The following is a 25,954-nucleotide window of genomic DNA, read 5'->3' on the forward strand; positions in this document are numbered from 1 at the left end:
CCCGTGATACCGCGAGCAGAATACAGCGCATTCTGCCCAATCTATCGCTGCGGAAGATAACGCAGCGGGTTTACGGATTTCCCCTTGTAACGAATCTCGAAATGCAAACGTACTGAACTGGTTCCGGTGCTTCCCATCGTTGCTATTTTCTGCCCCGCCTTCACTTCTTGTTGTTCCCGGACCAGCATGGTGTCGTTATGGGCGTAGGCACTCAAGTAATCATCGTTGTGTTTGATGATGATTAGATTACCGTAACCCCGTAAAGCGTTGCCTGCGTACACTACACGGCCATCGGCGGTAGCGACAATCGGCTGCCCACGGGAACCAGAGATATCGATGCCTTTGTTCCCACCTTCCGATGAGGAGAAGTTATCGATGATCTTACCGTCAGTTGGCCATTTCCAGGTGCTAACTGGGGCACTGTTGCTGGCGGTGCTGCTCGCCGATGGCGTAGCGGCTGGTGCGGTAACAGGAGCTGCGGCTGAGCCTGCCACTACGGCTCCTGATGCAGGTAACATTTTACCTACATTCTGTTTACTCGAGTTATCAGAATACGCGTTCGTTGATTGAGAATCAACCGTTGCAGTTTGTATCTGAGTGGAAGAAGGCGGTTTTGACACCGTACCATTACCGCCAGCTAACATCCCACCGCCGCCGTTGGCAGAACCGCTCCCCAGCTGCAGGGTTTGGCCGACTTCCAGGCTGTATGGCTGTGGAATATTGTTGCGTTGGGCCAGATCGCGGAAATCGTTGCCGGTGATCCAGGCAATATAGAACAGCGTGTCGCCACGTTTAACGGTATAGGTGCTACCACCGTTATAGCTCCCTTTAGGGATCGAGTTATAGCTACGGTTGTAAACAATACGCCCCTGTGATGCGTTGCCGCCACCAGAGTTAGCCGATGCGGCGGCTCCACCACCACCGACACTGCTGATAGGTGCCGAGGTAGAATTTTTATCCGAACAGCCAACTAACCACACACTTAACATCGTACACACCGCAACTCGGCGTAAAGAACTCATTGGGCTTCCCGTGCTCATGCTTCCCCCATGACAGCAATATCAAAAAATACCTTATACATCGTAGCCGAGCTTTATCGTTCTACAGCACAAGGTTTCCCCGGCCGATCCCTGAAAACCAGAAGATCACCCACCAGGGAGCTAAAAAACCGTGGTGCCAATGCTAGTCACATTGGCACGATCACGCCATAAGACAACGACATACTGGAACAATTCTAATGAAAATTAATATTATTCAACTTATTTATCCGTCACTTTGATCTGCACAGGCTAAGCCAGTTCGCCCTTGACCAAGGGAACGAATCGCACTGCTTCAACGGCATCAATGGAAAACTCACCGCCCCGCCGCTGAATGCATTGCAGTACCTGGGCCTGTTCGCCCACCGGCAACACCAAAATGCCACCGTCGTCCAACTGCTGCATCAACGCCTGCGGGATCTCCGGCGGTGCGGCCGTCACGATGATCGCATCAAAAGGTCCACGCGAACTCCAGCCTTGCCAACCGTCGCCATGACGGGTCGAGACATTGTGCAAATCAAGCTGCTTGAGGCGACGCTTGGCCTGCCACTGTAGCCCTTTGATGCGTTCAACGGAGCAGACATGCTGCACCATATGCGCCAGGATCGCGGTCTGATAACCGGAACCGGTGCCGATCTCAAGCACCCGCGAGGTTGGCTGCAAATTCAGCAGCTCGGTCATGCGCGCGACCATATAAGGTTGCGAGATGGTCTGCCCTGAACCAATAGGCAGTGCCGTATTTTCATAGGCCTTATGTGCTAAAGCTTCATCAACAAAACGCTCACGCGGCACGTTCTCGATTGCCTTGAGCAGCCGTTCGTCCCTGATACCCTGCTGGCGCAGCTGTGCCAGCAGCGTTTGTATGCGTTTGTTCACCATTCCCCGCTAACCTCTGCTTTGGTCAACCATTTTGATAGCACATCTTGCGCCCCGTAGGCGGTCAAATCCACCTGCAAAGGCGTGACCGACACGTAACCCTGATCCACGGCGGCAAAGTCCGTGTCTGGGCCCGCATCGAATTTATCCCCCGGCGGCCCGATCCAATACAGCATCTGGCCACGCGGATCTGGTTGGCTAAACACCTTGTCAGCGGGATGCCGGCTGCCACAGCGGGTCACGCGTATCCCTTTAATTTCCGACAACGGTAAATCAGGGACATTGATATTCAGAATTTTACCAGTACGCAGCGGTTCTTGTTGTAACGCGCACAATATACGGCAGGTGACTACCGCCGCCGTCTCATAATGCTGATGACCATTGAGCGATACTGCCAACGCGGGCAACCCCAGATGGCGGCCTTCCATCGCAGCAGCCACCGTGCCGGAATAGATAACATCATCACCCAGATTTGGCCCGGCGTTGATACCTGACACCACGATCTCCGGTGCTGGCAGCATCAGTTGGTTAACGCCAAGGTAGACACAGTCCGTCGGGGTGCCCTGCTGCACGGCGATATCGCCGTTGGGCAACGTCAGCGTACGCAGCGGCGACTCCAGCGTCAGCGCGTTAGAGGAACCACTGCGGTTACGATCGGGGGCCACCACCTGCACTTCGGCAAACTCGCGCAACGCCGCCGCCAGTATCTGGATACCCGGGGCGCTAACGCCGTCGTCGTTGCTCAGTAGTATTCTCATATTGCAGTTAAACAACTTTCTTGCTGAAAGCGATAAAACGAGGATTTTGCCCTATTTTATTACATCTATCTGTTTTTAATGAAATTTTCAATAGTAAGCCCAACCCACCGTGTTACCCGTTGTGATTTGCGTGGTACAGCAAGGCTTGCCTCGCTGTTGCTGATAGTATTAGCCAAAACGGCCAGCTATGCGATCTACTATACAATTCAACGGTCATCAGTGGCAAACGGGGCAGGATAGCCTCCTCGGCAAAGGAGGCTGGGATGATTATCTGAGGTTGGTCGTTAAATTCCCAGGTTATGGGGCCGTCTGGGTGGTTGGCGTGTAAATAATGCGTAGCTGGCCAGTGTAATCCCCCGCCGTTTTATCCGCCATTGAAAAGGCTGGCGTTGTCAGGGTCAGCGGGGCCGGCACGCAAAATGTCGGAGCACCACCGCCAGGTAACACCACCGGCCGCTGGATATTGCGGCGATTGGTATCGTTCCAGATGACCTCTTTGCCGTTGGCGATCTCTTGTACTGCCCCAGTGGTGGGATTGATCACGCTGACCTGGTAGTCCAGCCGGTCACTGGCCTTGGCTTTATCACCGCCACGGCGATACAGTGAAAACTGCCCCTTGATGCGATCGGGAGCCGTGTCCCCTTCGTCCTGCAACAGCAGGCTGATACGGTTACTGGCCGAGTCGTTACCATCGTAGAGGCACATATCCAGGCCAGTACTGCCGCTGACGCTCTTTCTCGCGCCCCCTCCCGGCCGAGTAATCAGATTCAGGTTGATAACCGGTGCCGAAGTTGGAAAAGCGGGTAGGTAAATCTGTTGGTTACCATAATCTGTCACGTTGAGAACCAGACTCGCCTTCCAGGCAACGCGGAAAATGCCTGGGCAGCCGTAGGCAGATGCACCGCAATCATCCCAGGCTTTCACCTGCATCTTGAGTTCAGCGCGCCAAACACCGGTATCAGATAGTTTCTTCAACTCGGAGGCGGGGATATAAGAACTGAATCCCGCGGAATACAATACGACTCCACTAATCCAGGAACTATAATCACCTGCACCTTTAATAGAGGTGACCAATAAATCTTTGGTCTTTCCACTGCTGTGAGTAAAGCGCAGTGTCAGAGTTTTCGAATTATTATTGAAAGAACTATTCCACCACCACAATTTTACCTGACAGGCGCCATTGGTTGGATCGGTGTCGGAATAGCACGTTAGGGAGTTAATAACATCCTTGTCTTTGCAATCAATAGCCGACGTACATTCACCGTTATCACTACTCCCACCAAAAACCCGCTCCCAAATGTAAATTTTTGCCGGCAGGCTCATACGATCGAAGGTCACATTAACCTTGGTATTCTGTGCCTGCGGGGCAATATTGGCACCGTACGCCCGTGCGCTCAGCCCCACCAGCACAACGCACGGGTTAAAAGGGTTAATGGCTCCCGCAATGATAAATTTAAAACCGCTGATTATTTTCAATAGCATTAATCATTTCCTAGTTTGTTTTCATCGCTACCGGCACTCCAGAGCCATGGCCCTGCCGCACGGTCATCAATTGCGCCTGCTTCTGCTCGGCTGGCGGTATACTGGCCATGGCTACCCCGGCACAGCGGGTAGTACCGACATAGCGCACCACGTCACGCATGGCCTGCACTTTCATGGCGCACTGATAGAACTGTGAGCCACGCATCAGATACAGCCGCTTCATTGGCCGGGTGGTTTCCAGGCTAAAACCGCCTTCACCCAGTGGCGTCCAGGACAGCACGTTAAGAGGGATGCCGTTAACAAAAGGTCGATCCTGCTCATCCAGCATTCTGCCCAACCAGGTGTAGCGTGAAGTCACCTCGATATCCCGGCGCAGCACTTTCCCTGGCACCATAAATGCCGTACGTGTTCCCGCCCCTCGGCGGATCTCACTGCTGATACCGGCAGGAGCGCTAAGTGACTCGTTGATATCAAAGGTGGTGGGCTGATAGCCCGGTACGGTAAACAGTGCCCGGCTGTTGCTGCGCACGTCCGTCTGACCGCTACCGTCTACCGTTACGTTGATCAACGAGGCACTGCTCTCTTCCCCTGTGACCATCCCAACCGTGATCGCGGAGGCCGGGCGGCCATCCCCCCAGCGTCCCCAATAAAGTCCGCTGCGATCGACCAGCAAAGAGGAGCTATAGCTGCCGCTGCTACTGAGCGTGTGCCGGTTCGCTACCTTGTCATAGGCATCACTGACGGCGAAGCTGCCATTACCGTACGGCCCAGCGGCACGAGCATAAGCTGAAGCGGTCAGGGTCTGGCTATTGACGCCATATATCGAAGCCCCCAGCTCATTTTGTCCACTCTGGTCCATATAGCGGCTGTAGTCCGCGTTATAACTGAGTTGCCCTTCCCCACGCTGGCTATTGCGATAATTGGCACCCAGAGAGGTATTGCTGTTAGTGGCGCCGCCACGACGCCCGGAGAATGATAGGCTGACCGTGAGGTAGCCGCCTTTATCGGTTCCCTGCTGGCCGCTATCGTGACGCCTGAACGCGCTGACTCCGCTGTTGATGTTAATGTCGTTGAACGCAAAGGAACGGCTGACCCCCATCTGCCAGGTTTGACTACGCGAACGCGTCGTGTAGACCTGCTCCCAAGGGGCGATATCCTGATGGGTTTCATCATTGTCATTCAGTTCACTGCGATAACGATAACGCCCTCCGCTGCTGTTAAGCGAGTAGCCAATATTGGCAAACCACTGCGCGAGCGGGACCGAAAACATCAGGTTGGAACTCTGATAACAACCGCTAAAGCCATAGTTTCTCTGTTGAGAGTCGCAGTCAGGCGCCGAGAGGGCCGAGCGGTAGAAGCTCAATGAAAAACCGTCGTTATAGTTAATTTGCTGAATATTTCCCCGCGTCCCCTCACTGCCAGCCAGATAACTGACGCGAGCCGTCATGACGCCATCCAACAGGCCACTGTTAAAACCATGCCTCCAGTCCGCCGCCCCTTCCCAGTAGTGTACGTCGCTCAATACCGTGCTCCCCGCCGTCAGCGACAGCGTATCGGTCAACGGAATTCGCAACCCGCCTTGCACCACCTGCCGATCGCCCGACATAGGATGCGTATCGTGGTCTACCTCAACCCCGGCTTGCAGGAACCACTGAGGGCCATAGAGCTGAGCCACGCCGGTGTTGGTATAAGGGACGGTTTCTGTCCTGACTAACTGGTTATCCTCATAGAACCGCAGCGTGACGGTATAGCTGCCGCTGGGGAAGGTGCGCGTATCCAGCTCCTGGGCCCCGGCGTTCAGGTAAAAAGATGACAGTAACTGTTCGTCACGATAGGCGTCGATGCGAGCGTTGCGTGATAGGAAGACCGACACCGGGGTCCCTCGGGAAACCTGGCTCTGGTTGACCCAGGCCGTGGTCGAACCAACCCGTAGCCCACGGATCTTGCCAATCGGCAATTGGCTCAGGTTGATGTTACCCCCCGCGTTGCTGAAGATGTCGCGGGAGTCCATCATGCCGCCTTGTAGATAGAAGCTTTTCCACAAGTCCTGCCTAAAATAGGCATTGTTCATCTCTATCTGCTGATGGTTGCTATGGCGATAGCGCTGCCCCGTATAGAACCAATCGGCATTAAGATAGCCATTTTCAGTGACGCCCAGTGATCCAGTCCCCTGTAGCGACAATGACTGATAGTTTTCATCAGCGACAAAATTGAGGTTTTGCTGATGGATCAGCGCATTTTCACTTTCTGCCGTCGCCTGATAGAAACCGCTACCGGCAACTTTTTTCGGAAGGTATCGACGGTCAAGAAATAGGTTAACCCGGGAATTATTCTCGTCATAGATGATGCCAACCGTCTGGGTTTCCAGATAGTCACAGCTTGGTGCGTTACCGTTACCGCTGCAGGCCAGGTTGCCGTTACGCGCTAGCGGTTGCACCAACCCGGTCATCAGTTGAGCATCCAGTTCAGGATCGTCGTTGAAGTGCTGCTTCACGGCATCAGCCAGTTCCGCTGGCTTTATGAAGACAACCTGTTCCAGATTAATATTGGCTTCATAAAGCCCGAGAGACTTGCCATAGAGGGAAACATCAACCCAGACAAGCTGCCCTTGTGCCAAGGACTCAAAGCCTGGTGGAATTTTAGGGGTAGCCGACAAATCGTGTTGCGTAATCATAAGGCCTACCAACAACCCTGCAGATAGGCTAGCGCGAAAAGCCATTGTTCATCCCTGATAACAGTGGGGCTATAAAGCCCCACAAGATATGAATAAAACTTTTTAATTGAGCCGCCTTAAGGAGCCTTGGTTGCCTGAGTCACCACCAGGCTGACAATACCGCTGTAGGTGCCGGTAGCAATAGTGCCTTGCGCGGTCTGAGCAAAACGCAGTGGCAGGACATCTGAGCCATTTTCGATTCCCGCCGGGAACAGGGTCGCTGCTTCCAGCAGTTGGTTGGTGGTGGTCAGTACCTTATCGCCCAGGCTTATGGTCAATGGGATCTTGTTAGCGCCATTCACATCCGCCAGGCTCGCCGCTCTAACCAGGCGAATGTTAACGCCAGCGGTAGCGTTGTTAGACCAGACCTTGGTGTTCAGGTTAAACGGCGTCAGGCCTTTGCCTGGCAAATACTGCATATCGATGCTGCTTGGCAAGGCGGTATTATCAGGCTGCGTCATATCAATCGTCGCATCCACGTTGGCATTCACAGTAATATCTTTCTGTACGGCCTGAGTGGAAAATACGGCAGCCATGGTTGAAACAATCAGCAGTGGTTTAATAAACTTTTTCATAAAATCTCCATTTTATTTTACAAATAACATCCAGCTTTACTCACCCCATACGATCGGGGCTATACATGATTTGACTCCACATTTAACGTTTTATAGACAAATCAATTTCTTCAACGCGTTTTTTAAGCCAATTAAAATAACGCGCTTTATACTTCTTCCCAGGTTTTACCATTAGAGAAGCAATTTTAAGCTCGGTACCGGGATATATTGTGGTGGTTTCTTTTTTCCAGTCGCAAACACCGGACTGGTCACAAACTCCCACCTCTCGTAGCGGAATACGCAGCGTGCCATCATTGATAACCTGGCCACGCTGCGCATCCAACGTCAGGCTGGCAACGGCCTTTTTCGGCGCTACGTGGACCAATGCCCCCCACACCAGGTTGATACCCACCTTGGTCGAGGTCTTCTGTGGGCTGGCAGCGGCGATGTTATCTTCTAATTCCGGCACGCCTTCAAAATAGACTCGCCAGGTGGTTTCCTTTTCCGGTAACTCCAGGGCAACCAGCCGTACCAGGCGTTGGCTCCCTGCCGAAATAGCCAGTTTTTGCGGCGTTATCACCAGCGAGCTTTGTCCAAATTGCTCAACGTCCGCTTCCTGTTCTTGTTGAGTGCCAGGATTGAGTATTTGTTTTTCTGTTACCTTGACGAATTGCACCCCGTCGCTTTGGGATATAATCCTTATTTGAGCGGCTCCGGTTTCGCCGATGCCGAGTTCCATAGGATAAACGCTCATATTGGCCAATACAAAACCGGGTAAAAAACAAAAAATAGCAACACCGAACAGGCGTTTAATAATATTGAGCTTCATGATTAATCCGTAATGAGAGTCTCTTATATCAAACTTTAAAACACAGCCAACTCCAGCCACGCTTAGTCTCGTAAAATTCGCAGCAAGTATAAAAACCAATCAACACCCAGATCAACTTAATAATTATAATAATAAAATTAATAATTACAGTAACCGTAAGGCCATGATAAAAAACAAGATAATTTTTAATTATAAAGAAAGAAACAAATAAATTATAATGATTAAGGTGAATTGCAAGATGAGATATGAATTATCGGATCACTATGGAGGGAATTAGCCTGGCAAGCCAGGCCCGATGACAACATTTTCGCTGTCTCATTTCTGTTCAGGCCGAGTTCCGCTCCGCCTGAACGAGAAAGTAAGGATTAATAGTTGAGGGTTAAGCTAACGGCTACTCGGCAATATCTGCCTCATCGCTAGCCAATTGCATTATTTCACGCACTACGCTGGTAGCGAAACTGCCTGCTGGTAACCAGAAACGTAATTCCACGGTGACATCATCCCACCAGCTCCACTGCATTTTCTGCGGCTGTAGCAGCAAGGCCCGCCGCGCAGGCTCTACACGCTCACGCTTTAATAACGCCATCAGCTCTGGCTGTGACACCAGACAAGCTTGTTCAAAGACCAATGCTTCCCCGGCAGTACCGGGTTCACCATCCCCCGGCAATGGAGCCGTGATCATCAGTTCACCCGCGTCTAACCGTTGTTGCAGGGTGGCTAACTCTTCCGCTTTGGCCACGAACCAGCTCCCGCGCCCGGCCAGCTGTAACGCATCCCCTTCCAGCACCGTTTGTTGCTGTTGGTTAGCCAAACGCTGGCTGGCAATGAAGTTGAACAACGCACTGCGGCTGGCGGACAGGTAGAAGCTACGTTTGCTGCGCTCCTTAACCCGGATCTCATCGTTGGCCCAGCGGCGCGCCATCGTCAGGTTGTTGCCCCCACGGCCAAAGCGCTGGCTGCCAAAGTAGTTCGGCACGCCACCCGCCGCGATAGCCTGTAAACGCTGCTCCACCTCTTGGCGATCGCCGATCTGGCGTAGCACCAGGGTGAATTCGTTCCCCTTCAACGTACCGATGCGCAGCTTGCGTAGGTGGCGAGCGGCCTGTAGTACTTCGCAGCCTTCCAGCGCAAACCGGCTGAGATCGGGAGATTCTTTCCCCGGCAGATGCAGACAGAACCACTGCTCGGTGACTGCATGGCGATCTTTCAAACCGGCATAGCTGACCGAACGGGCATGAATGCCGGCAAACTTCGCCAGAGCGTCCGCCACAAACTGGGTGTTGCAGCCGTTCTTGCGGATGTTCACCAGCAGGTGCTCACCTTCACCATCTGGGGTAAAGCCCAGATCCTCAACCACCACAAAGTCTTCCGGGTTGGCTTTCAGCACGCCGGTAGCCGCTGGCTTGCCGTGCAACCAGGTCAGATTGGCCATGTCCATACGTTATTCCTTGATCAACAGGGCAACCGCTTCGCAGGCAATGCCTTCGCCACGGCCGGTAAAGCCCAGCTGTTCGGTGGTGGTCGCTTTGACGTTAACGTCATCCATATGGCATTGCAGATCTTCCGCCAGGAAGATGCGCATCTGAGGAATGTGCGGTGCCATCTTCGGTGCCTGCGCAATGATGGTGACATCCAGATTACCCAGACGATAGCCCTTGGCACGAATGCGTTTCCAGGCTTCGCGCAGCAGCTCACGGCTGTCCGCGCCTTTAAAGGCCGGATCGGTATCCGGGAACAGCTTGCCGATATCCCCCAACGCCGCCGCCCCCAGCAGAGCATCGGTGGCCGCATGCAGCGCCACGTCACCATCGGAGTGAGCCAGCAGTCCTTTTTCATAAGGAATGCGAACACCGCCGATCACCAACGGCCCTTCGCCGCCAAATTTATGGACATCAAAACCGTGACCGATACGCATGATGCGCTCCTTTAGTTGTTCAACTGAGTCAAATAGAACGCCGCCAGCGCCAAATCCTCTGGCCGCGTCACTTTAATATTGTCCGCACGCCCCGCCACCAGCAGCGGATGATAACCGCAATGTTCAAGCGCCGAGGCTTCATCGGTTACCGTCGCCCCTTCATCCAGGGCGCGTTGTAGGCAGAGTTTAAGCAGTTCCAGCGGGAACAGCTGTGGCGTCAGTGCATGCCACAAATCCTGTCGTTCCACGGTGTGCGAGATGATGCTTTGGCCCACCTGCGCACGCTTCATGGTATCACGCACCGGCGCGGCAAGAATGCCGCCGACCTTACTGTGTGCCGTGATCGCCAGCAACCGCTCCAGATCGTCAGGATGCAGGCAAGGGCGGGCAGCATCATGTACCAATACCCAGTGCGCGTTGCCAGCCAGTTGCAGCCCGGCCAGCACCGAATCGGCGCGCTGTTGCCCGCCTTCAGTGACCAACACCCGCGGATCGCTGGCGATCGGTAGCGTTTTAAACTGTTGGTCTTCGGGGCTGATAGCCACGATCACCTGGGTAATACGCGGATGACGTAACAAGGCGTGGATGGCGTGCTCAAGAATGGTTTGATGGCCGATGGTTAAATATTGCTTCGGACAATCGGCCTGCATACGGCTGCCAATACCGGCAGCGGGCAGGACGGCGATCACCTGAGGGGAGGAGCCAATGGATGGATTCATGCGTTACTTCGGTGGGTTGTTCTGTGTGGCAGACGCCGCATTGCGTCCGGAAGATTCAGGCACCAGACGATAGAAAGTCTCGCCGGGCTTGATCATGCCCAGTTCATTACGTGCGCGTTCTTCTATCGCTTCCTGACCACCGTTCAGGTCGTCGATCTCGGCAAACAGCTGATCGTTACGCGCTTTCAATTTGGCATTGCTGCTCTGCTGAGCCGTAACGTCATCATTGACCCGCACATAATCGTGAATACCATTCTTCCCCAGCCACAGCGAATACTGTAACCAGCCAAGCAGCGCCAGCAATAGCAGCGTCAGTTTTCCCATCTCCGCCCCCTAAAAAAAGCGCTTAATCATCCCACAACTTGCCGTTTGACTCCACACCAGCAGCGGCTTTTCACCTGCAGCCCTCAAGCGTAATCAGAACTTCCTGAGTTTAGCGCCTGATTGTCGCCTGAAAGCGGCATTAAATCTAGACAGGCATAACGTGCACCGCCCCTTGCGTCAGTATGCAGTAAGAATAACTGGATCGATGGCATTTCCACCGACATTTACGCCAATTTTTAAATAATTATTCATATTTAACACTGTTAGCATTTTCATCATCAGGTAGGGGTTGTGTTTTTATTCATGTAAGTTTATTTTTATGCATCTAAAGTGCATAAATAAATCCAATGTATAACCTTTACTCAACGACTCAACTTATTCGGGGAATGCTCATGTTAAAACGTTTAGTGCTGATTAGTGCCTGCCTGGCGGCCACTTTTTCCGCGGCTTCCTTTGCCGCAGAACCGACATATGTTGTCGGCTCCGGCGGTACCTATCGCCCGTTCGAATACGAAAACAGCAAAAAAGAGCTGGAAGGTTTTGATATCGATGTGATCAAGGCCGTCGCCAAAGCGGAAGGTTTCCAGGTGAAGCTGGTAAATACGCCGTGGGAAGGCATCTTTGCCACCTTGAACTCTGGCGACCGCGACATCATCATTTCCGGCATCACCATTACCGACAAGCGCAAGCAGATGGTCGACTTCTCTACGCCATACTTCCCGGCAGAGCAGGCTATCGTGGTACCGAAAGAGTCTACGGTAGACTCTATCGACGCGCTGAAAACCCTGAAGGTTGGCGTGGTTAACTCCAGCACCGGTGACATCGTGGTTTCCGACGTCTTGGGTAAGAACAGCACCGCCATCAAGCGTTTTGATAACACCCCGCTGCTGCTGCAAGAGCTGTATGAAGATGGCATTGGCGCGGCCTTGGGTGACGTTGGCGTGGCCAAGTTCTATATCAAGACCCACCCGGAGAAAGAGTTCAAGCTGGTGTCAGACGCCAAGTTTGAGCGCCAGTATTTCGGCATTGCGGTGGCCAAGGGCAACGATGAGCTGCGTAACAAGATCAACAGTGGCCTGAAGAAAATCATCGCCGATGGCACCTACGCCAAAATTTACCAGACCTGGTTCGACAGCAACGTCCCTACGCTGCCAGCAGAATAAACCGGCTGTAAATAGGGGCGCAATTGACTGTGCCCCTACGCATTAGGTCCACAAGTTCGCACTACCACCGTAAGGATTATATTTTGTCAGCATTCCGTTGGGAGATCATTGAGGAATACGCTCCGCTGTTTATGGAGGGTGCCTGGATGACCATCAAATGTACCATCATCTGCGTGATCCTGGGCACTACCTGGGGGCTACTCCTCGGGTTAGGCCGCCTGGCGCAGGCACCGCACGGCATCTGGAAACCGATCCTGCACTATTGCGTGCAATGGCCGGTGCGCATCTACATCAGCGCCTTCCGGGGCACACCGCTGTTTGTGCAAATCATGGTGGTCCACTTCGCGCTGGTGCCGCTGTTTATCAACCCGCGTGACGGCCTGCTGGTCAGCAACGGTTTGATGAGCGTCGACTTTGCACGCGCATTGCGTTCCGATTACGGTGCCTTCCTGTCTTGCGTAGTCGCCATCACGTTGAACGCCGGTGCTTACGTCTCGGAGATATTCCGTGCCGGGATCCAGTCGATCGACCGCGGCCAGATGGAGGCTTCACGCTCGTTGGGGATGGGCTACGGCAAGACCATGCGTAAGGTGATCCTGCCGCAGGCCTTCCGCCGCATGCTGCCGCCGCTTGGCAACAACGCCATCGCCATCGTCAAGGATTCGTCCCTGGCCTCCGCGATTGGTCTGGCGGATCTGGCTTATGCCGCGCGTACCGTTTCCGGCGCGTACGCCACCTACTGGGAGCCCTATCTGACTATTTCAGTGATCTATTGGGTCATCACCTTCCTGCTCTCGCTGATGGTGCAACACATGGAAAAAAGGTTCGGTAAAAGTGATTCGCGTACATAACCTGCAAAAACAATTTGGCGAAGCCCACGTGCTGCGCGGGATCTCCTGCCAGATCGCGCCGAAAGAAGTAGTATGCATTATCGGCCCTTCCGGCTCCGGTAAAAGTACCTTTCTGCGCTGTATCAACGCGCTGGAGACGCTCTCGGGCGGTGAGATCGACGTCAATGGCTTTGCCATTCACGATCAGAAGACCGATCTGAACAAGATGCGTGAAAGCGTGGGCATGGTATTCCAACGCTTTAACCTGTTCCCGCATATGACGGTGTTGGAGAACATCATCATGGCGCCGATGGACGTGAAAAAACTGCCTCGCAGCGAGGCTATTGAACGTGCAGAGGTGCTACTGAATAAAGTGGGCCTGCTCGACAAGATCGATGCCTATCCCAGCAGCCTGTCCGGCGGGCAGCAACAGCGTGTCGCCATCGCCCGCGCATTGGCGATGGAACCGCAAATCATGCTGTTTGACGAGCCTACCTCGGCGCTGGATCCGGAGTTGGTCGGGGAAGTGTTGGCGGTGATGAAGGCGCTGGCTCTTGAAGGCATGACGATGGTGGTGGTAACCCATGAAATGGGCTTCGCCCGTGAAGTGGCCGACCGGGTGTTGTTTATCGATCAGGGGATTATTCAGGAAGAAGGCACACCGGAGCACATCTTCGGTAACCCGACCAATCCGCGCACCCAGGCATTTTTAAGCAAAGTTTTGTAACCTTCGGCACCGCTTTGACATCTCTTGGGCGCACTGGCGCCCTTTTTATTACCAGCCACTCAGAAAGCTGAACACCAGCCAAAACAGACAGATGACGGTGATACCGGTCAGCAGCAGCGTGAGGAACACACGCCCGCGCAGCAGCACGCTGAAGACGATACCCAGCAGCACCGAGGCTGGCATCAAAGCCAGGAAAAACGGCCAGGTATAAAGAAGGAAAAACAAGGTGTTAGAACCGTAAACCATAAAAGGCACGGTAAACGCCAGCCAATAGAATACAAAGCCGCTGGTGCCGCCCAAAAAGGAGTACGAGGGTTCCTCTTGCTCGAGTTGGCTATCAATCACTAGTGGCGTGGCATTTTGCATAGCGTTCCCTGGTCTATTGGCTCGCTCTGCGGCGACTTGCTAGAGTAAAAAGCGCGTAGCTCGATCACGCCACGCGCTTTTTGCGAATTCAGGGTTTGATAATAGCCTGACCACGCAGCAGGTCTAACAATTGCGCGGTCAAATTTGTTACCAATTGTTCACCATTAAGCCGGATATCCGGTCGTTCCGGCGCCTCGTACACCGAATCGATACCGGTGAAATTACGCAACTCACCGGCGCGGGCCTTTTTGTACAATCCTTTCGGATCGCGAGCCTCACAAATCGCCAGCGGGGTGTCGACAAAGACTTCGATAAACTGCCCCTTGGCCAACATTTCCCGCACCATCTGCCGTTCGGCACGGTGCGGTGAGATAAACGCCGTCAACACCACCAGCCCAGCATCCACCATCAGCTTGGCCACTTCCCCCACCCGGCGGATATTCTCGCGCCGATCGTCGTCAGAGAACCCCAAGTCGCGGCACAGGCCGTGGCGCACATTGTCACCATCCAGCAGATAGGTACTGACCCCCAGCTGATGCAGAGCCTGCTCCAGCGCGCCAGCCACGGTCGATTTACCCGAACCAGACAGGCCGGTAAACCATAGCACCACACCCTGATGGCCGTTCGCGGTTTCACGCTCCGCACGCGTTACCGCATGCGGGTGCCACACAACGTTTTCGTCTTTCGCTAACTCAGCCTCAGCCACGTTAATTCCCCTTCAGCAGGTCACGCGCACCCCAGTGTGGGAAATGCTTGCGTACCAAGGCGTTCAGCTCCAGTTCAAATGCGCTGAAATTGCCCGCCGCTGCTGGATTATCCTGCTGCAAGGCTTCGCGGATCAACCCCGCGCCAACCGTGACGTTCGTCAAACGATCGATAAAGATCAGGCCGCCGGTATCATGATTCTGTTGATAGCTGTCCAGCACCAGCGGTTCGTCGAAGGTCAGCTCCACCAGCCCAATACCGTTCAAAGGCAAAACATCGGCCTGATGCTGCGCCAGCGAGTTGATCTCCACCTGATGGCGAATGCTCTCAACGCGGGCGCGAGTTTTCTTCCCGGCTACCTTGATGTCGTAGCTTTGGCCCGGTAACAACGGCTGTTCTGCCATCCATACCACGTCCGCCAAGGCGCTTTGCGTGGCCTGTAGGGTTTCGCTGGCATCCACCAGCAGGTCGCCCCGGCTGATGTCGACTTCATCTTTCAGCACCAGCGTGATCGCTTCACCCGGCCCCGCCTCCTGCAGATCGCCATCAAAGGTCACGATGCGCGCCACGGTGGATTCAACGCCAGACGGCAGCACCTTGATGCGCTGACCCACGCGGACCACACCGGCAGACAAAGTCCCGGCATAACCGCGGAAATCGAGATTCGGGCGGTTGACGTATTGTACCGGGAAGCGCAGCGGCTGATGTTCACGCTCGCTGATGACATCCACACTTTCCAACACCTCCAACAGTGTCGGGCCGCTATACCAAGGCATCTGTATGCTCTGGCTAGCAACGTTGTCACCGTCCAGTGCCGACAACGGGACGAATTTAATCTCCAGGTCGTTGGGCAACTGCTCGGCGAAGCTCAGGTAATCCTGTTTGAACTGTTCAAACACCGCCTGGCTGTAATCCACCAGGTCCATTTTGTTCACCGCCACCACCAGGTGGCGAATACCGAGCAGCGTGGCGATAAAACTGTGGCGACGGGTCTGATCCAGCACGCCTTTGCGCGCATCGATCAGCAGGATCGCCAAGTCGCAGGTCGAGGCACCGGTAGCCATATTGCGGGTGTACTGCTCATGCCCCGGCGTATCGGCGATGATAAATTTGCGCTTTTCGGTCGAGAAATAGCGGTAGGCCACGTCGATGGTAATGCCCTGCTCACGTTCTGCCTGCAGGCCATCCACCAGCAAGGCCAGATCGAGCTTCTCCCCTTGGGTGCCGATGCGTTTACTGTCGGTATGCAGGGTTGAGAGCTGATCTTCGTAGATCTGGCGGGTATCGTGCAGCAAGCGGCCAATCAGGGTGCTTTTACCGTCGTCCACGCTGCCACAGGTCAGGAAACGTAGCAGGCTCTTGTGCTGCTGCGCGTGCAGGTAGGCTTCTACCCCGCCCTGTTCGGCGATTTGTTGTGCAATAACGTTGTTCATTCCGGCGGCTCCTTAGAAATACCCTTGGCGCTTTTTCAGCTCCATCGAACCGGACTGATCGCGGTCGATCATGCGGCCCTGACGTTCGCTGGTGGTAGAAACCAGCATTTCCTCGATGATCTCCGGCAGCGTCTGCGCAGAAGAATCCACCGCGCCGGTCAACGGCCAGCAGCCGAGGGTACGGAACCGCACCATACGCTGGCTGATCACCTCACCCGGTTGCAGATCGATACGATCGTCATCCACCATCATCAACATGCCGTCGCGTTCCACCACCGGGCGCGGTTTGGCCAGGTAGAGCGGAACGATGTCGATCTTCTCCAGGAAGATATATTGCCAGATATCCAGCTCGGTCCAGTTCGACAGCGGGAACACGCGGATGCTCTCGCCCTTGTTGATCTGGCCGTTATAGTTGTGCCAAAGCTCCGGGCGCTGGTTTTTCGGATCCCAGCGGTGGAAGCGATCGCGGAAAGAATAGATGCGCTCTTTGGCGCGGGATTTCTCCTCGTCGCGGCGGGCACCACCGAAGGCGGCGTCAAAACCGTACTTGTTCAGCGCCTGCTTGAGGCCTTCGGTTTTCATGATATCGGTGTGCTTGGCGCTGCCGTGGACAAACGGGTTGATCCCCATCGCCACCCCTTCCGGGTTTTTGTGGATCAGCAGCTCGAAACCGTACTCTTTGGCGGTACGATCGCGGAATTGGTACATTTCGTTGAATTTCCAACCGGTATCCACATGCAGCAACGGAAACGGCAGCGTGCCCGGATAGAACGCCTTGCGTGCCAGATGAAGCATCACCGAGGAGTCTTTACCGATGGAATAGAGCATCACCGGATTGCCGAATTCGGCGGCCACTTCACGGATGATATGGATGCTCTCCGCCTCCAATTGCCGCAAATGAGTGAGTCGTTTTTGGTCCATAACAGATCCTTTAAGCCAAATTCACGACGGCCGGGCGCGCTGCCACTGCCGTCTGCGATTGATGCCCAAACCAGGCGATTTGATGGTGTAATTCCACCACTTCACCGATCACCAGCAGCGCCGGTAACGGGGCCTGCCGAGTTAATTGTTCCAACTGTTGTAAGGTGCCAGTCTGCACCTGCTGATCGGCCCGCGTCCCCCGGCTGATCACAGCGACTGGCGTGCTCGCATCACGGCCATGGGCAATCAGGTTGCGGCTGATATCCGCCGCCTTCATCGTACCCATGTAGATCGCCAACGTCTGACGCGCCCGCGCCAGAGCAGGCCAATCCAAGCCGTCGTCATCGTCACGGCAATGGCCGGTAATAAAGGTCACGCTTTGTGCGTGATCGCGGTGCGTTAGCGGAATACCGGCATAGGCCGTAGCCCCTGCTGCTGCGGTTACGCCCGGCACCACTTGGAAAGGGATCCCGGCAGCGGCGGCCACCTGTAACTCTTCGCCACCCCGGCCAAAGATAAAGGGATCGCCGCCTTTTAACCGCACTACCCGCTTCCCCTGCTGCGCCAGTTCCACCAGCAGCCGATTGGTTTCTTCCTGGATCACCGAGTGCGCACCGGCGCGTTTGCCCACGCAGATACGTTCGGCGTCGCGACGCACCAAATCCAGCGTCTCTTCGCTCACCAGGTGATCGTAAAGCACCACGTCGGCCTGCTGCATCACCTGTAGCCCGCGTAGGGTCAACAAGCCGACATCGCCCGGGCCTGCCCCGACCAGTGCGATCTCACCTTGCGCCCCCTCATTACCCTGCGCAAAAGCCGTTAAATCCTGTTCCAACTGCTGCTGCGCCTGCTCCGTCTGGCCATTCGCCACCAACGTCGCGAAACGGCCGTTGAAGGTTTTCTCCCAGAAACGGCGTCTGGCCCCGATGGAAGCCAGCCGTTGCTTCACTTTGCCACGCAACCCTCCGGCCAGTTCCGCCATCTGCCCCAGGCTGGCAGGCAGCAATGCCTCCAGCTTCTCACGTAACATCCGCGCCAATACCGGTGCCTGGCCGCTAGATGACACGGCCACCACCAACGGTGAGCGATCGATAATCGACGGGAAGATAAAGGAGCAGCGCGGTTGGTCATCCACCACGTTGGCCAGCACGCGGCGCTTATCCGCTTCGGCATACACCTCGGCGTTCAGCGCGCTATCGTCGGTAGCGGCAATCACCAGAAAGACGTCGTCTAACTGCTGCGGCACAAAGTTCTGCCCCAGCCACTCAACGCGCCCTTGCAGGTGTTGGTGCTCCAGCTCTTCTGAGAGCGCCTGCGCCACGATCCGTACCTGCGCCCCTGCGCGTAGCAGGAGGTCGACTTTGCGTGCAGCCACTTCGCCGCCGCCAACCACCAGCACAGGGCGGTGTTTCAGGTCGGCAAATATTGGTAGATAGTCCACAACGGCCTTTTCATATAACAGATTGATAGGGTGACTATACGGCGTGCGATTTGCCCCCTGAAATGACGAAAAGGCATGAGATGTTCTTAAAAGGAATAAGGCGGCCAGCACTGAGGCCTAAACAGGCGGCCAACGCCAGCCGCTGATCCATATTCAGTTCGATACGGCCATACGGATTAACATGGTGATATATCAATGACGTCAGACCACGCCAGTCTTCTTCAGTCATTCGCTGACGTTAGGTCGGCTCCGACAGCACATTTTGGATCAACAATGTATTGATATAGACCAGACTGATTTGCAGCAAATGCAATGACAGCTTCGATATCTCCTGGTCCGCTGCCCAGTTGCGGGTAAATTCACCGTGCTCACTATAAAAAATAAAATCATTGACGCTGTTCCAGTTTTCCACGACGTTGAGGCCCGCATTAATTTCACAACGCAGCGACTCATCTTACAAATAGCGACAGAGGAAGATGGTCTTAATCGCTTTGCCCACCTCCGCTAATGCCTTCTTATAGGTTGGGGCTGAATGTTATTGCGGGCGCATCGCCTCAATATAGCCTCGGGTTCGGTCGTTCTACTTTAAGTGCCGCTGTATAAACCCGTGATCAATGAAGATGCTTGATTTTATTCACGATGAGGATCAAGCTGGCCGACATGAAAATACATCTGACTTCTGAGCAACGGATAGCCCTGGAAATGCTGCACAAAAGCAGTAGGGATTGCCGTATGTATGCGTGACAGAATTCGATGTGTACTTATCGCTGCTGATGACTGGATTATCGCCATGATCGCTAATTCCCAGCTTATTGATGAAACAACGGTTCGCCGTCATTTGCATGATTGGCTTAATGACGAAAAACTCAAGCCCCAAAATGGGGGCTCTGACAGTCATCTCAGTGAAGCACAGACAGCAGAACTTATCACTCATCTGACGGATAATCTTCTCCCTATCACGCACGCTATCATTGAGTTGGTTAATGAGTGGTGGGATATCCGTTACACCGTTCTCAGCATGAACAAGTAGCTGCACCGCAATGACTTCAGTTACAAAAAGCCCACCGGTGTTCCCCACAAATACTGTGCTGAAGCACAGCGTGCGTTCGTGGAAACCTATTGAGAAACTGAAGCAGGAAGCGGGCGATGATCCCATCCTGTTCACTGATGGTGTGCACCCAACACAGGGAGCAAAATTGGCTTATTGATGGATACCCAAAGGCCAGGAAATCGTTGCGGAAACAACAGGTAGCCGCACCAGACTGAACATCATGGGTGCACAGAATCTGAACGACATCGGCAGTACGGTGATCCGAGAATATGACAGTATTAGGCTGTGTCCCTTCATTACCAAAAACGGGAATATGTTCATAATCTGAGCATTTTTAGGGTGGATTCTGGCATTTTTGGCTCGAAAATCACTCTGATTCGCTGCTTCTATCGTATTGGTTTGTATAAAAATAAATTAAGGGATATTGCCTAACAGCTTGAATATCAGTAGGTTCTTTATCGCCATCCGTGAGACTTATCCGGTGAGTCAGAAGGTGTATATTATCCTTGACGGCGCAAGTTATCAGCGGTCGGAGCTGGTGAAAGAATGGGCATATGTGATGAACCGCCCCTTTATAGCCCCAATCTGAACCCGATAATACGGTTATGGAAGGCGATGAACGAAGAGGTACGAAATAACCGTTATTTCGCCACTGTAAAAGCCTTCAGGACGGCGATAAATAAATTTTTTGACCATACATGGGTTGCAATCGCAGGTACGTTAGCTCGTCGTATTAATGATAATTTCCCGATACTGTAAAATGCACCTTCAAGTTAACTTGTGTATAGTATATATATTAATATAAAAATATGATTTTGGTCACAGTGTGGATTGCCGCTAAACCCTATAATATACTCTCCATGAAGGTAGCGTTATGTCCGATATCAAACCCACAATTAAGGCATACAGTATGAGGGGATAAACGGGTGGGAATTTTCTTACATCTTGGTGTAATATTTTACGTTTTTTGGTGTGGGTTTATCAACAGCACATGCTAACTGTGTTAGTGGACAAGCAACACCGGTTCCGATTTCAATTAATTTTGGTAGTCATGTTGCAATCCCAGTCACTGCTCCTGTGGGGAGCACTATTGCGTCGATATAACTATAGGTAACCTTATCGCTAAATAGGTGTACTTAATAGTGCTACACTTTTTCGGTTCCATGTTGGCCCCCCCTCGCGAAGGAGGATACCGCCATCATAAACTGCTTTACCTTCTGCAACAGTTGCCACATCGAACGACATTTATGATTACGTGTCACGGTTTCGCGCAGAGCAAGCCTGAGATGTTCAACATCATTGACTCAGCGGGAATAAACAAGTTGGTAAGGCAGGATAAATTTGGGCTTTTTTTTTAGCCACTCCAGGGCTTTGTTAATGGAATGGCCGCCTCCCATCTCTAGTGCCACAGTGGGACGATAAATCGTCACTAATTGAACGGAACGGCCATCATGAATGTTAAAACTATTGGCATCAATTTGGCAAAAGCGTTTTCCTCAGGAGAAGGTCGAGCAGGTGCTGGAGAAAGTGGATGTGGACTGTTAGGAACTAAAATTCAGTAAATTTAGTGATGAGATACAGTCAGAAACCAAAGAGAAAAACAAACAGATCCGCCACCTCCAGTACAAGAGGTTTTCGATGGATATCGATATTTGAGGCATTGAGGAAATCATAGTTTTTTGTTAATCAGCACACCCTACCAAGACAAATATCGCATTTTGTAGCTTCGCTCCCACTGGGCCCACTTACGGTTTTTTACGTCTCGTTCGGAAATGGACCACCGAACTAAACCAATTAGAGGTATTATCGTTATGATGATAAGGTTAGCCATTATTTTATCTATATTTATGGGGCACTCAGAAGTCAGCTGGGGATATTTATGCATAACATCAGCCAATAGCGCCCCTATTGATAGTGGAACTACTAATATAAGTGTAGCTATAAACCCACAAGTCAGACCGGGTCAAAATATAGCGCTTGATTTAGGGGATCACATTCAATGTTTGAATGAGACACCATGGAATAATCGGGCTGTTGATGTCATCAAATTGACAGCAGGTACGGCTTTTGCCAGCTCTATTTCATCTTTAGAGGGAACAATTATATGGAATGGTCGATCCTACCCAATTCCATTGACAGGTGCGACAGATAGTGTAAGCATAACGAGCGGAGCTTATACACCATTACCGCTTCAAATGACGTTTACTCCGGTAAATGACCCACCTGCTGGTGCGATTTTTATCAGAGCCGGTGAGCGTATTGCATCAATAAATATGCACAAAGAGTATGTATGGGATACTGGAGCTATCCAAAACCCAAAATATTTCACTTGGAACATTGTGGCAAGTAATGATGTGCGTATGCCAACAGGCACCTGTGATGTATCAAGTCGCAATGTCACTGTGTCATTACCGGACTATCCAGCCAATCAAACACCAGTCGATCTCACTATTCATTGTGTATCCAGCAAAAATCTCACTTATTATCTGACGGGAACGACGGCGCCAGAAAATAATACAATTTTTACCAACACCGCATATTCCCCAGCCCAGGGGGTTGGAGTGCAACTGTTACATAACGGTGCCCCGTTAGCGACAAATGAAAGGGTTGATTTAGGTTCTGTTGGAACCTCAGCGGTCTCGCTTGATTTAGTGGCTGCTTATGCAAGGACTACTGGTCAGGTTACCGCCGGCAATGTACAGTCAGTTATTAGTGTGACCTTTATGTATCGGTAGTACATGGGGTTGTACGTTGAAATCCCAGGACGGTTAGTGCTACGTTCATGGTCAGGCGTTCTCAAAAGAAGCGATTCAGGCTCCTAACCATGAACGTAGCGCACCTTCAGTGCGAGCACGGCAGCGTCGTTGCCAGATCAACCTAGTGCACTGTTGCTAATCTCGATTTCAATGTCGGTGCGGCCGGTCAGCTCTTTCTTGCCGCCCACTTGGGCGATGGCGGCGCGCAGTTGGCGGTAGGATTCGATCCGGTTTTGCGAACGGTGGACGATGCGCTCCAGCTGCGGATCGCGCAGGTAGCCCCGCGTCAGCAGTTCCGTCTTGTTTGCGATAACGCCGTCCGAAAAGCCCCCCTGAAAACCAGATGTAGGTCTCATCGACCTGTCAATACGAGCTCACCGCAAGCACACTCAAAAGCCTTACAGCCCGTGAGATATTCAAGCGTTGCCCAAAATCCTGTGGGACGGCGAGTTTTGGACTGACTATTATTTTGCGAGTACGGTTGGTAAATACGGAGATGAGTAGATGATCGGGCAGTATGTTAAAAATCAAGGAAATGAATACCACAAACTGCACTCAACTCATCAGTTGGCACTGTTTTGAGATACCCCGCTGCTTGCTGCGGGGTTGTTCATTCGGTTGGCAATTACACAAAATTATGGACAGGCTAAAATCTACATATATGATATGTCAATGGTCATTATGGCTCTTACCGTGCCAGGAAACGCTGTATTTTTAGTTTTGTAATACTGAGCGGAAAACTGTAAATTTTCTTGCCCACTAGGCGATGTTGTTACTTGTAATTTGTTATTGAGTTTTAACGGGGTACCATTGTATATAATCTGCACTCCCACTCCGCTGGCAGCCCCTGATGTTTCAGTATTTTTTAATACACCGTCACTTCCAGCATCTGGATCAGTTATCCCATTAGCAGTAAAGTAGATTGGTACACTTTTGTCACAGATTAATTCAACGTTAAATGGCTTGGGCTTTGCCGTTGAGCCAATAGCCGTCAGGTCACTTGAAACTACATCATCTAAAGGAACATTAACATTCGGTGTGCTAACAACACAAGATTGCGATATAACTGCCCCGGCAGTCAGCGTAAACACCATCGGTTCTATTCTATCGTCAGCATACCAGCTGCCAACTTTGGTAGACTGAAGGGAGCCGGGAGTTATATCGCCGGTCTTGACTAAACTAACTGTCTTGTAACTCGAATCCCAAACATTATTGACCCAACCAGCAGAAGCGCCGTACTGATACTTACTGGGTGGATTTTCAAAATATCGTCCTGTTTTCAATAAAATACCGACTCCCTCTAAGTTAGTTTTGTACACATGGGGTATATTTGATGGCTGTAAAAACATATTGTAGTAAAGGTACCCACCACCATTAGTACAGCTAGCGACAAGTTGACCAGTGGGAGGTAGTTGTATCGACGCAATAGTGCTCCCCACAGGAGCAGTGATTGGGATTGTAACATGACTACCAAAATTAATTGAAATCGGAACCGGTATTGCTTGCCCACTAACACAGTTAGCATGTGCTGTTGATAAGCCTGCAATTAACCAAATGAAAAACATTATACGATATGCAAACAAAGAAATAATTTTCATCCATTCACTTCCTTATATTTGACCAGCGGACTCAAGTCCGAAATTCAACTCTAAGCCGCCATTCTTAGCACTGCAGACACCACTGAAGGTTGCCTGAACCCAAAGCACTTGCGTGGCCTGCAGAGTTCTGTCGCATTAACGACAACAAGTCAGCAAACGTTGCGCTACCGATATTTTTAGGCAGCCAACAGATAAATTTCGTTAGCAGAAGATAAATGGTCTTCGGCTAGATGGTGAAATTGTCATTTGCGTATCATCTATACCAACTCAATACCCGCTAACACGATCTGTACCCGTTGAAAGGATTTGAATACCTGCATCGGTCGTATCCATCGTTTGATATTTCTGTGTTCTTGCTCAACAAGGTTGTCCAAGTACTTACTTTGCCTGATGGTAATCGCCTCCTTATCCGGTTTGTCGGCGTTGAGCATGACTAAAGTTACTGTATTAGCACCACTTTTATCGATAATAATCACCTCAGACTCGCCATATCACAATCCTCCTCTCGGCCATAATTTCTTCAAGATTGCGTAGGCTAAGGGCGTAAGCCAGATACCAGCAAGCACACTGAGCAATAACATCGGCGGGATAATGTAATCGTTTGAATACATTTCTGATTAGAGATATAGGCAGGCAAAACCACAAGAAGCATATTATCTGATGCCACCTTAATACGACAGCCCACATCCCCCTCAGTCTCTATCTATCAGGAATACGTATAAGTAACATTAATTACAGACTGAATATTTCCTTGTGTTGCGCTACCATTTACAGTTATAGCTCGGACTTTTAGCGAGAAACTGGCTGATGCCGTTGTTTCCCCTACCGAAATAGTTTTATGCCCCCCATTATTTAGCGGGTTACCCTCACTATCTTGTAACTGTATCTCAATATTTTGGGCCGTTCCTTGATTTCTATAATAACCCGAATCGCCTGATGTACCACTAAACAATGCGGTCACGCTTGTGGTTCCTGCAGGGCAGTTAGTCAAATTTAAAACAACATCATGCCACGCTGATGATGATCCTGGTAACTTCAGGCCGTAAGTCTGCAAATCACCGAGATCTACCGTTGCAGAGGTCGTCGACACCGTACAAGGCGTCGCAACCACTCTCCCGGTTACAGTAATAGTCACATCCGCAGCCTGAACAGCAAAAACACTACTTAACAGTAGACCAGCCAGAATCAATCCAGAGATGATTTTTTTCATTATTATGCCCCAGTTACTGAAATTCTAGAGTAAATATCCCGGTTGCATCGACGACTCCGGCTACAACTGGCAGTCTGGTCGCCATCAATCTTGCATAATAGTTTAGCGTATTGTTTTGATTGGCTTTTAACGGTTGCCAATAGAGTGTTGATTGGTCTGCATTCAGTAAGACAGTATTACTGTTGCCATCTAATATTTGCACACCAATCCCCGAAGCCGCGCCAGCATTACTATTCAGCCTGAGCAAGCTGTTATCAATGGTATCTGCCGTACCGGTAAACCCCACTTTTACCGCTGTTGTACTACTACCACAAGCAGTGAGCTCAATGCTGAATGGTACTTTGGGCGTCACAGTTCTCACGGCATTAAACTGATTAGCCGATGATTTCATGAGATCCACAGTGAAATCCTGACTCCCCACCGCTACAGCACAAGCATTATCCTGCACATTACCGGAGATGGTTATGGTGCTGTCCACCGCTTGACTGGGGCTGGATACCAACAGTATCAACAGACCAGAAAGCATAAACTGTATTACCTTCATCA

At 51.9% G+C, this 25,954-nt stretch carries 23 protein-coding genes and 7 pseudogenes; 7 read left to right on the forward strand and 23 right to left on the reverse strand.

Going from position 1 to position 25,954, the window contains the following annotated elements:
* Window positions 1–41: 41 nt before the first annotated feature.
* The 11 genes from nlpD to ftsB form a co-directional block, all read right to left on the reverse strand.
* Window positions 42–1,022, reverse strand: a complete 981-nt coding sequence (gene nlpD, locus ACMV5H_RS16820; protein ID WP_172413947.1) for a murein hydrolase activator NlpD — start codon at window positions 1,020–1,022, stop codon at window positions 42–44.
* A gap of 267 nt (window positions 1,023–1,289) precedes the next feature.
* Complete coding sequence (locus ACMV5H_RS16825) at window positions 1,290–1,916, reverse strand: protein-L-isoaspartate(D-aspartate) O-methyltransferase (RefSeq protein WP_115160389.1); 627 nt, start codon at window positions 1,914–1,916, stop codon at window positions 1,290–1,292.
* On the reverse strand, window positions 1,910–2,671 hold the full coding sequence (gene surE / locus ACMV5H_RS16830) for a 5'/3'-nucleotidase SurE (protein ID WP_414822137.1): 762 nt from the start codon (window positions 2,669–2,671) through the stop codon (window positions 1,910–1,912). The genes ACMV5H_RS16825 and surE overlap by 7 nt, the downstream gene beginning before the upstream one ends.
* 297 nt (window positions 2,672–2,968) lie before the next feature.
* Entirely contained in the window at window positions 2,969–4,153 is a 1,185-nt protein-coding gene (locus ACMV5H_RS16835) for a CfaE/CblD family pilus tip adhesin (RefSeq protein ID WP_414822138.1), read from the reverse strand.
* Between the two features lie 10 nt (window positions 4,154–4,163).
* Window positions 4,164–6,827, reverse strand: coding sequence for a TcfC E-set like domain-containing protein (locus ACMV5H_RS16840; protein WP_414822139.1), 2,664 nt, complete (start codon window positions 6,825–6,827; stop codon window positions 4,164–4,166).
* Between the two features lie 116 nt (window positions 6,828–6,943).
* Entirely contained in the window at window positions 6,944–7,441 is a 498-nt protein-coding gene (locus ACMV5H_RS16845) for a CS1 type fimbrial major subunit (protein ID WP_115160386.1), read from the reverse strand.
* 82 nt (window positions 7,442–7,523) lie between these two features.
* Window positions 7,524–8,249, reverse strand: a complete 726-nt coding sequence (locus ACMV5H_RS16850) for a fimbrial protein (protein WP_414822140.1) — start codon at window positions 8,247–8,249, stop codon at window positions 7,524–7,526.
* Between the two features lie 391 nt (window positions 8,250–8,640).
* A complete protein-coding gene (truD, locus tag ACMV5H_RS16855) occupies window positions 8,641–9,687 on the reverse strand; it encodes a tRNA pseudouridine(13) synthase TruD (RefSeq protein WP_166734129.1) in 1,047 nt (348 codons plus the stop codon).
* A 3-nt stretch (window positions 9,688–9,690) separates the two neighbouring features.
* Complete coding sequence (gene ispF / locus ACMV5H_RS16860; RefSeq protein ID WP_021179414.1) at window positions 9,691–10,164, reverse strand: 2-C-methyl-D-erythritol 2,4-cyclodiphosphate synthase; 474 nt, start codon at window positions 10,162–10,164, stop codon at window positions 9,691–9,693.
* Between the two features lie 11 nt (window positions 10,165–10,175).
* Window positions 10,176–10,883, reverse strand: coding sequence for a 2-C-methyl-D-erythritol 4-phosphate cytidylyltransferase (gene ispD, locus ACMV5H_RS16865; RefSeq protein WP_094982113.1), 708 nt, complete (start codon window positions 10,881–10,883; stop codon window positions 10,176–10,178).
* A 3-nt stretch (window positions 10,884–10,886) separates the two neighbouring features.
* Window positions 10,887–11,207, reverse strand: coding sequence for a cell division protein FtsB (gene ftsB, locus ACMV5H_RS16870; RefSeq protein ID WP_039995518.1), 321 nt, complete (start codon window positions 11,205–11,207; stop codon window positions 10,887–10,889).
* Window positions 11,208–11,599: 392 nt separating this feature from the next.
* Here ftsB and ACMV5H_RS16875 point away from each other — a divergent pair, with 392 nt between their 5' ends.
* From ACMV5H_RS16875 to ACMV5H_RS16885, 3 genes are all read left to right on the forward strand, one after another.
* Window positions 11,600–12,370: a basic amino acid ABC transporter substrate-binding protein gene (locus ACMV5H_RS16875; protein ID WP_414822141.1), complete on the forward strand. Its 771-nt coding sequence runs from the start codon at window positions 11,600–11,602 to the stop codon at window positions 12,368–12,370.
* 83 nt (window positions 12,371–12,453) lie between these two features.
* Window positions 12,454–13,221 (forward strand): amino acid ABC transporter permease, encoded by a 768-nt coding sequence (locus ACMV5H_RS16880; RefSeq protein ID WP_059199800.1) that lies wholly within the window; start codon window positions 12,454–12,456, stop codon window positions 13,219–13,221.
* A complete protein-coding gene (locus ACMV5H_RS16885; RefSeq protein ID WP_059199799.1) occupies window positions 13,205–13,927 on the forward strand; it encodes an amino acid ABC transporter ATP-binding protein in 723 nt (240 codons plus the stop codon). The genes ACMV5H_RS16880 and ACMV5H_RS16885 overlap by 17 nt, the downstream gene beginning before the upstream one ends.
* Window positions 13,928–13,975: 48 nt before the next feature.
* On the opposite strand, the gene ACMV5H_RS16890 is transcribed toward ACMV5H_RS16885, so the two are convergent.
* From ACMV5H_RS16890 to ACMV5H_RS16915, 6 genes and pseudogenes are all read right to left on the reverse strand, one after another.
* Window positions 13,976–14,293: a DUF3561 family protein gene (locus ACMV5H_RS16890; protein WP_115160384.1), complete on the reverse strand. Its 318-nt coding sequence runs from the start codon at window positions 14,291–14,293 to the stop codon at window positions 13,976–13,978.
* An 88-nt stretch (window positions 14,294–14,381) separates the two neighbouring features.
* Window positions 14,382–14,999, reverse strand: a complete 618-nt coding sequence (gene cysC / locus ACMV5H_RS16895) for an adenylyl-sulfate kinase (RefSeq protein WP_223537462.1) — start codon at window positions 14,997–14,999, stop codon at window positions 14,382–14,384.
* 1 nt (window position 15,000) lies between these two features.
* On the reverse strand, window positions 15,001–16,431 hold the full coding sequence (gene cysN, locus ACMV5H_RS16900; protein WP_059199796.1) for a sulfate adenylyltransferase subunit CysN: 1,431 nt from the start codon (window positions 16,429–16,431) through the stop codon (window positions 15,001–15,003).
* A gap of 12 nt (window positions 16,432–16,443) precedes the next feature.
* Window positions 16,444–17,352: a sulfate adenylyltransferase subunit CysD gene (gene cysD / locus ACMV5H_RS16905; RefSeq protein ID WP_024485711.1), complete on the reverse strand. Its 909-nt coding sequence runs from the start codon at window positions 17,350–17,352 to the stop codon at window positions 16,444–16,446.
* 10 nt (window positions 17,353–17,362) lie between these two features.
* The gene (gene cysG, locus ACMV5H_RS16910) at window positions 17,363–18,793 is read right to left on the reverse strand and encodes a siroheme synthase CysG (RefSeq protein ID WP_223537460.1); all 1,431 of its coding nucleotides are present in this window, start codon (window positions 18,791–18,793) and stop codon (window positions 17,363–17,365) included.
* 124 nt (window positions 18,794–18,917) lie between these two features.
* Window positions 18,918–19,395, reverse strand: a pseudogene (locus tag ACMV5H_RS16915) (Tn3 family transposase); the annotation flags it as partial.
* A gap of 37 nt (window positions 19,396–19,432) precedes the next feature.
* Between ACMV5H_RS16915 and ACMV5H_RS16920 the strand changes: the two are divergent.
* A pseudogene (locus ACMV5H_RS16920) lies at window positions 19,433–20,124 on the forward strand (winged helix-turn-helix domain-containing protein); the annotation flags it as partial.
* A gap of 150 nt (window positions 20,125–20,274) precedes the next feature.
* Window positions 20,275–20,603, forward strand: a pseudogene (locus ACMV5H_RS16925) (transposase); the annotation flags it as partial.
* Window positions 20,604–20,989: 386 nt separating this feature from the next.
* On the opposite strand, the pseudogene ACMV5H_RS16930 reads toward ACMV5H_RS16925, so the two are convergent.
* Window positions 20,990–21,211 (reverse strand): annotated as a pseudogene (locus tag ACMV5H_RS16930) (IS630 family transposase); the annotation flags it as partial.
* Window positions 21,212–21,655: 444 nt separating this feature from the next.
* Between ACMV5H_RS16930 and ACMV5H_RS16935 the strand changes: the two are divergent.
* A complete protein-coding gene (locus ACMV5H_RS16935; RefSeq protein WP_223537458.1) occupies window positions 21,656–22,579 on the forward strand; it encodes a fimbrial protein in 924 nt (307 codons plus the stop codon).
* Window positions 22,580–22,731: 152 nt separating this feature from the next.
* Here ACMV5H_RS16935 and ACMV5H_RS16940 read toward each other — a convergent pair.
* A pseudogene (locus tag ACMV5H_RS16940) lies at window positions 22,732–22,893 on the reverse strand (Tn3 family transposase); the annotation flags it as partial.
* Between the two features lie 56 nt (window positions 22,894–22,949).
* On the opposite strand from ACMV5H_RS16940, the pseudogene ACMV5H_RS16945 reads away from it, so the two are divergent.
* A pseudogene (locus tag ACMV5H_RS16945) lies at window positions 22,950–23,182 on the forward strand (transposase); the annotation flags it as partial.
* Between the two features lie 71 nt (window positions 23,183–23,253).
* On the opposite strand, the gene ACMV5H_RS16950 reads toward ACMV5H_RS16945, so the two are convergent.
* The 4 genes and pseudogenes from ACMV5H_RS16950 to ACMV5H_RS16965 form a co-directional block, all read right to left on the reverse strand.
* Window positions 23,254–24,198, reverse strand: a complete 945-nt coding sequence (locus ACMV5H_RS16950) for a fimbrial protein (RefSeq protein WP_223537456.1) — start codon at window positions 24,196–24,198, stop codon at window positions 23,254–23,256.
* 176 nt (window positions 24,199–24,374) lie between these two features.
* Window positions 24,375–24,825: pseudogene (locus ACMV5H_RS16955) on the reverse strand (DDE-type integrase/transposase/recombinase).
* Window positions 24,826–24,904: 79 nt separating this feature from the next.
* Complete coding sequence (locus ACMV5H_RS16960) at window positions 24,905–25,408, reverse strand: fimbrial protein (protein ID WP_223537453.1); 504 nt, start codon at window positions 25,406–25,408, stop codon at window positions 24,905–24,907.
* Between the two features lie 13 nt (window positions 25,409–25,421).
* Complete coding sequence (locus ACMV5H_RS16965; protein ID WP_223538506.1) at window positions 25,422–25,952, reverse strand: fimbrial protein; 531 nt, start codon at window positions 25,950–25,952, stop codon at window positions 25,422–25,424.
* Window positions 25,953–25,954 lie beyond the last annotated feature (2 nt).

Origin of the sequence: Serratia sp. N21D137, from assembly GCF_047530005.1 — a bacterium.
GTDB classification, from domain to species: domain Bacteria; phylum Pseudomonadota; class Gammaproteobacteria; order Enterobacterales; family Enterobacteriaceae; genus Chania; species Chania fonticola_B.

Bases quoted from the DNA above. Each gene is read 5' to 3' on its own strand.
- nlpD (WP_172413947.1), bottom strand. From the start codon at position 1,022: ATGAGTTCTTTACGCCGAGTTGCGGTGTGTACGATGTTAAGTGTGTGG.
- ACMV5H_RS16825 (WP_115160389.1), bottom strand. From the start codon at position 1,916: ATGGTGAACAAACGCATACAAACGCTGCTGGCACAGCTGCGCCAGCAG.
- surE (WP_414822137.1), bottom strand. From the start codon at position 2,671: ATGAGAATACTACTGAGCAACGACGACGGCGTTAGCGCCCCGGGTATC.
- ACMV5H_RS16835 (WP_414822138.1), bottom strand. From the start codon at position 4,153: ATGCTATTGAAAATAATCAGCGGTTTTAAATTTATCATTGCGGGAGCC.
- ACMV5H_RS16840 (WP_414822139.1), bottom strand. From the start codon at position 6,827: ATGATTACGCAACACGATTTGTCGGCTACCCCTAAAATTCCACCAGGC.
- ACMV5H_RS16845 (WP_115160386.1), bottom strand. From the start codon at position 7,441: ATGAAAAAGTTTATTAAACCACTGCTGATTGTTTCAACCATGGCTGCC.
- ACMV5H_RS16850 (WP_414822140.1), bottom strand. From the start codon at position 8,249: ATGAAGCTCAATATTATTAAACGCCTGTTCGGTGTTGCTATTTTTTGT.
- truD (WP_166734129.1), bottom strand. From the start codon at position 9,687: ATGGACATGGCCAATCTGACCTGGTTGCACGGCAAGCCAGCGGCTACC.
- ispF (WP_021179414.1), bottom strand. From the start codon at position 10,164: ATGCGTATCGGTCACGGTTTTGATGTCCATAAATTTGGCGGCGAAGGG.
- ispD (WP_094982113.1), bottom strand. From the start codon at position 10,883: ATGAATCCATCCATTGGCTCCTCCCCTCAGGTGATCGCCGTCCTGCCC.
- ftsB (WP_039995518.1), bottom strand. From the start codon at position 11,207: ATGGGAAAACTGACGCTGCTATTGCTGGCGCTGCTTGGCTGGTTACAG.
- ACMV5H_RS16875 (WP_414822141.1), top strand. From the start codon at position 11,600: ATGTTAAAACGTTTAGTGCTGATTAGTGCCTGCCTGGCGGCCACTTTT.
- ACMV5H_RS16890 (WP_115160384.1), bottom strand. From the start codon at position 14,293: ATGCAAAATGCCACGCCACTAGTGATTGATAGCCAACTCGAGCAAGAG.
- cysN (WP_059199796.1), bottom strand. From the start codon at position 16,431: ATGAACAACGTTATTGCACAACAAATCGCCGAACAGGGCGGGGTAGAA.
- cysD (WP_024485711.1), bottom strand. From the start codon at position 17,352: ATGGACCAAAAACGACTCACTCATTTGCGGCAATTGGAGGCGGAGAGC.
- ACMV5H_RS16935 (WP_223537458.1), top strand. From the start codon at position 21,656: ATGATGATAAGGTTAGCCATTATTTTATCTATATTTATGGGGCACTCA.
- ACMV5H_RS16950 (WP_223537456.1), bottom strand. From the start codon at position 24,198: ATGAAAATTATTTCTTTGTTTGCATATCGTATAATGTTTTTCATTTGG.
- ACMV5H_RS16960 (WP_223537453.1), bottom strand. From the start codon at position 25,408: ATGAAAAAAATCATCTCTGGATTGATTCTGGCTGGTCTACTGTTAAGT.
- ACMV5H_RS16965 (WP_223538506.1), bottom strand. From the start codon at position 25,952: ATGAAGGTAATACAGTTTATGCTTTCTGGTCTGTTGATACTGTTGGTA.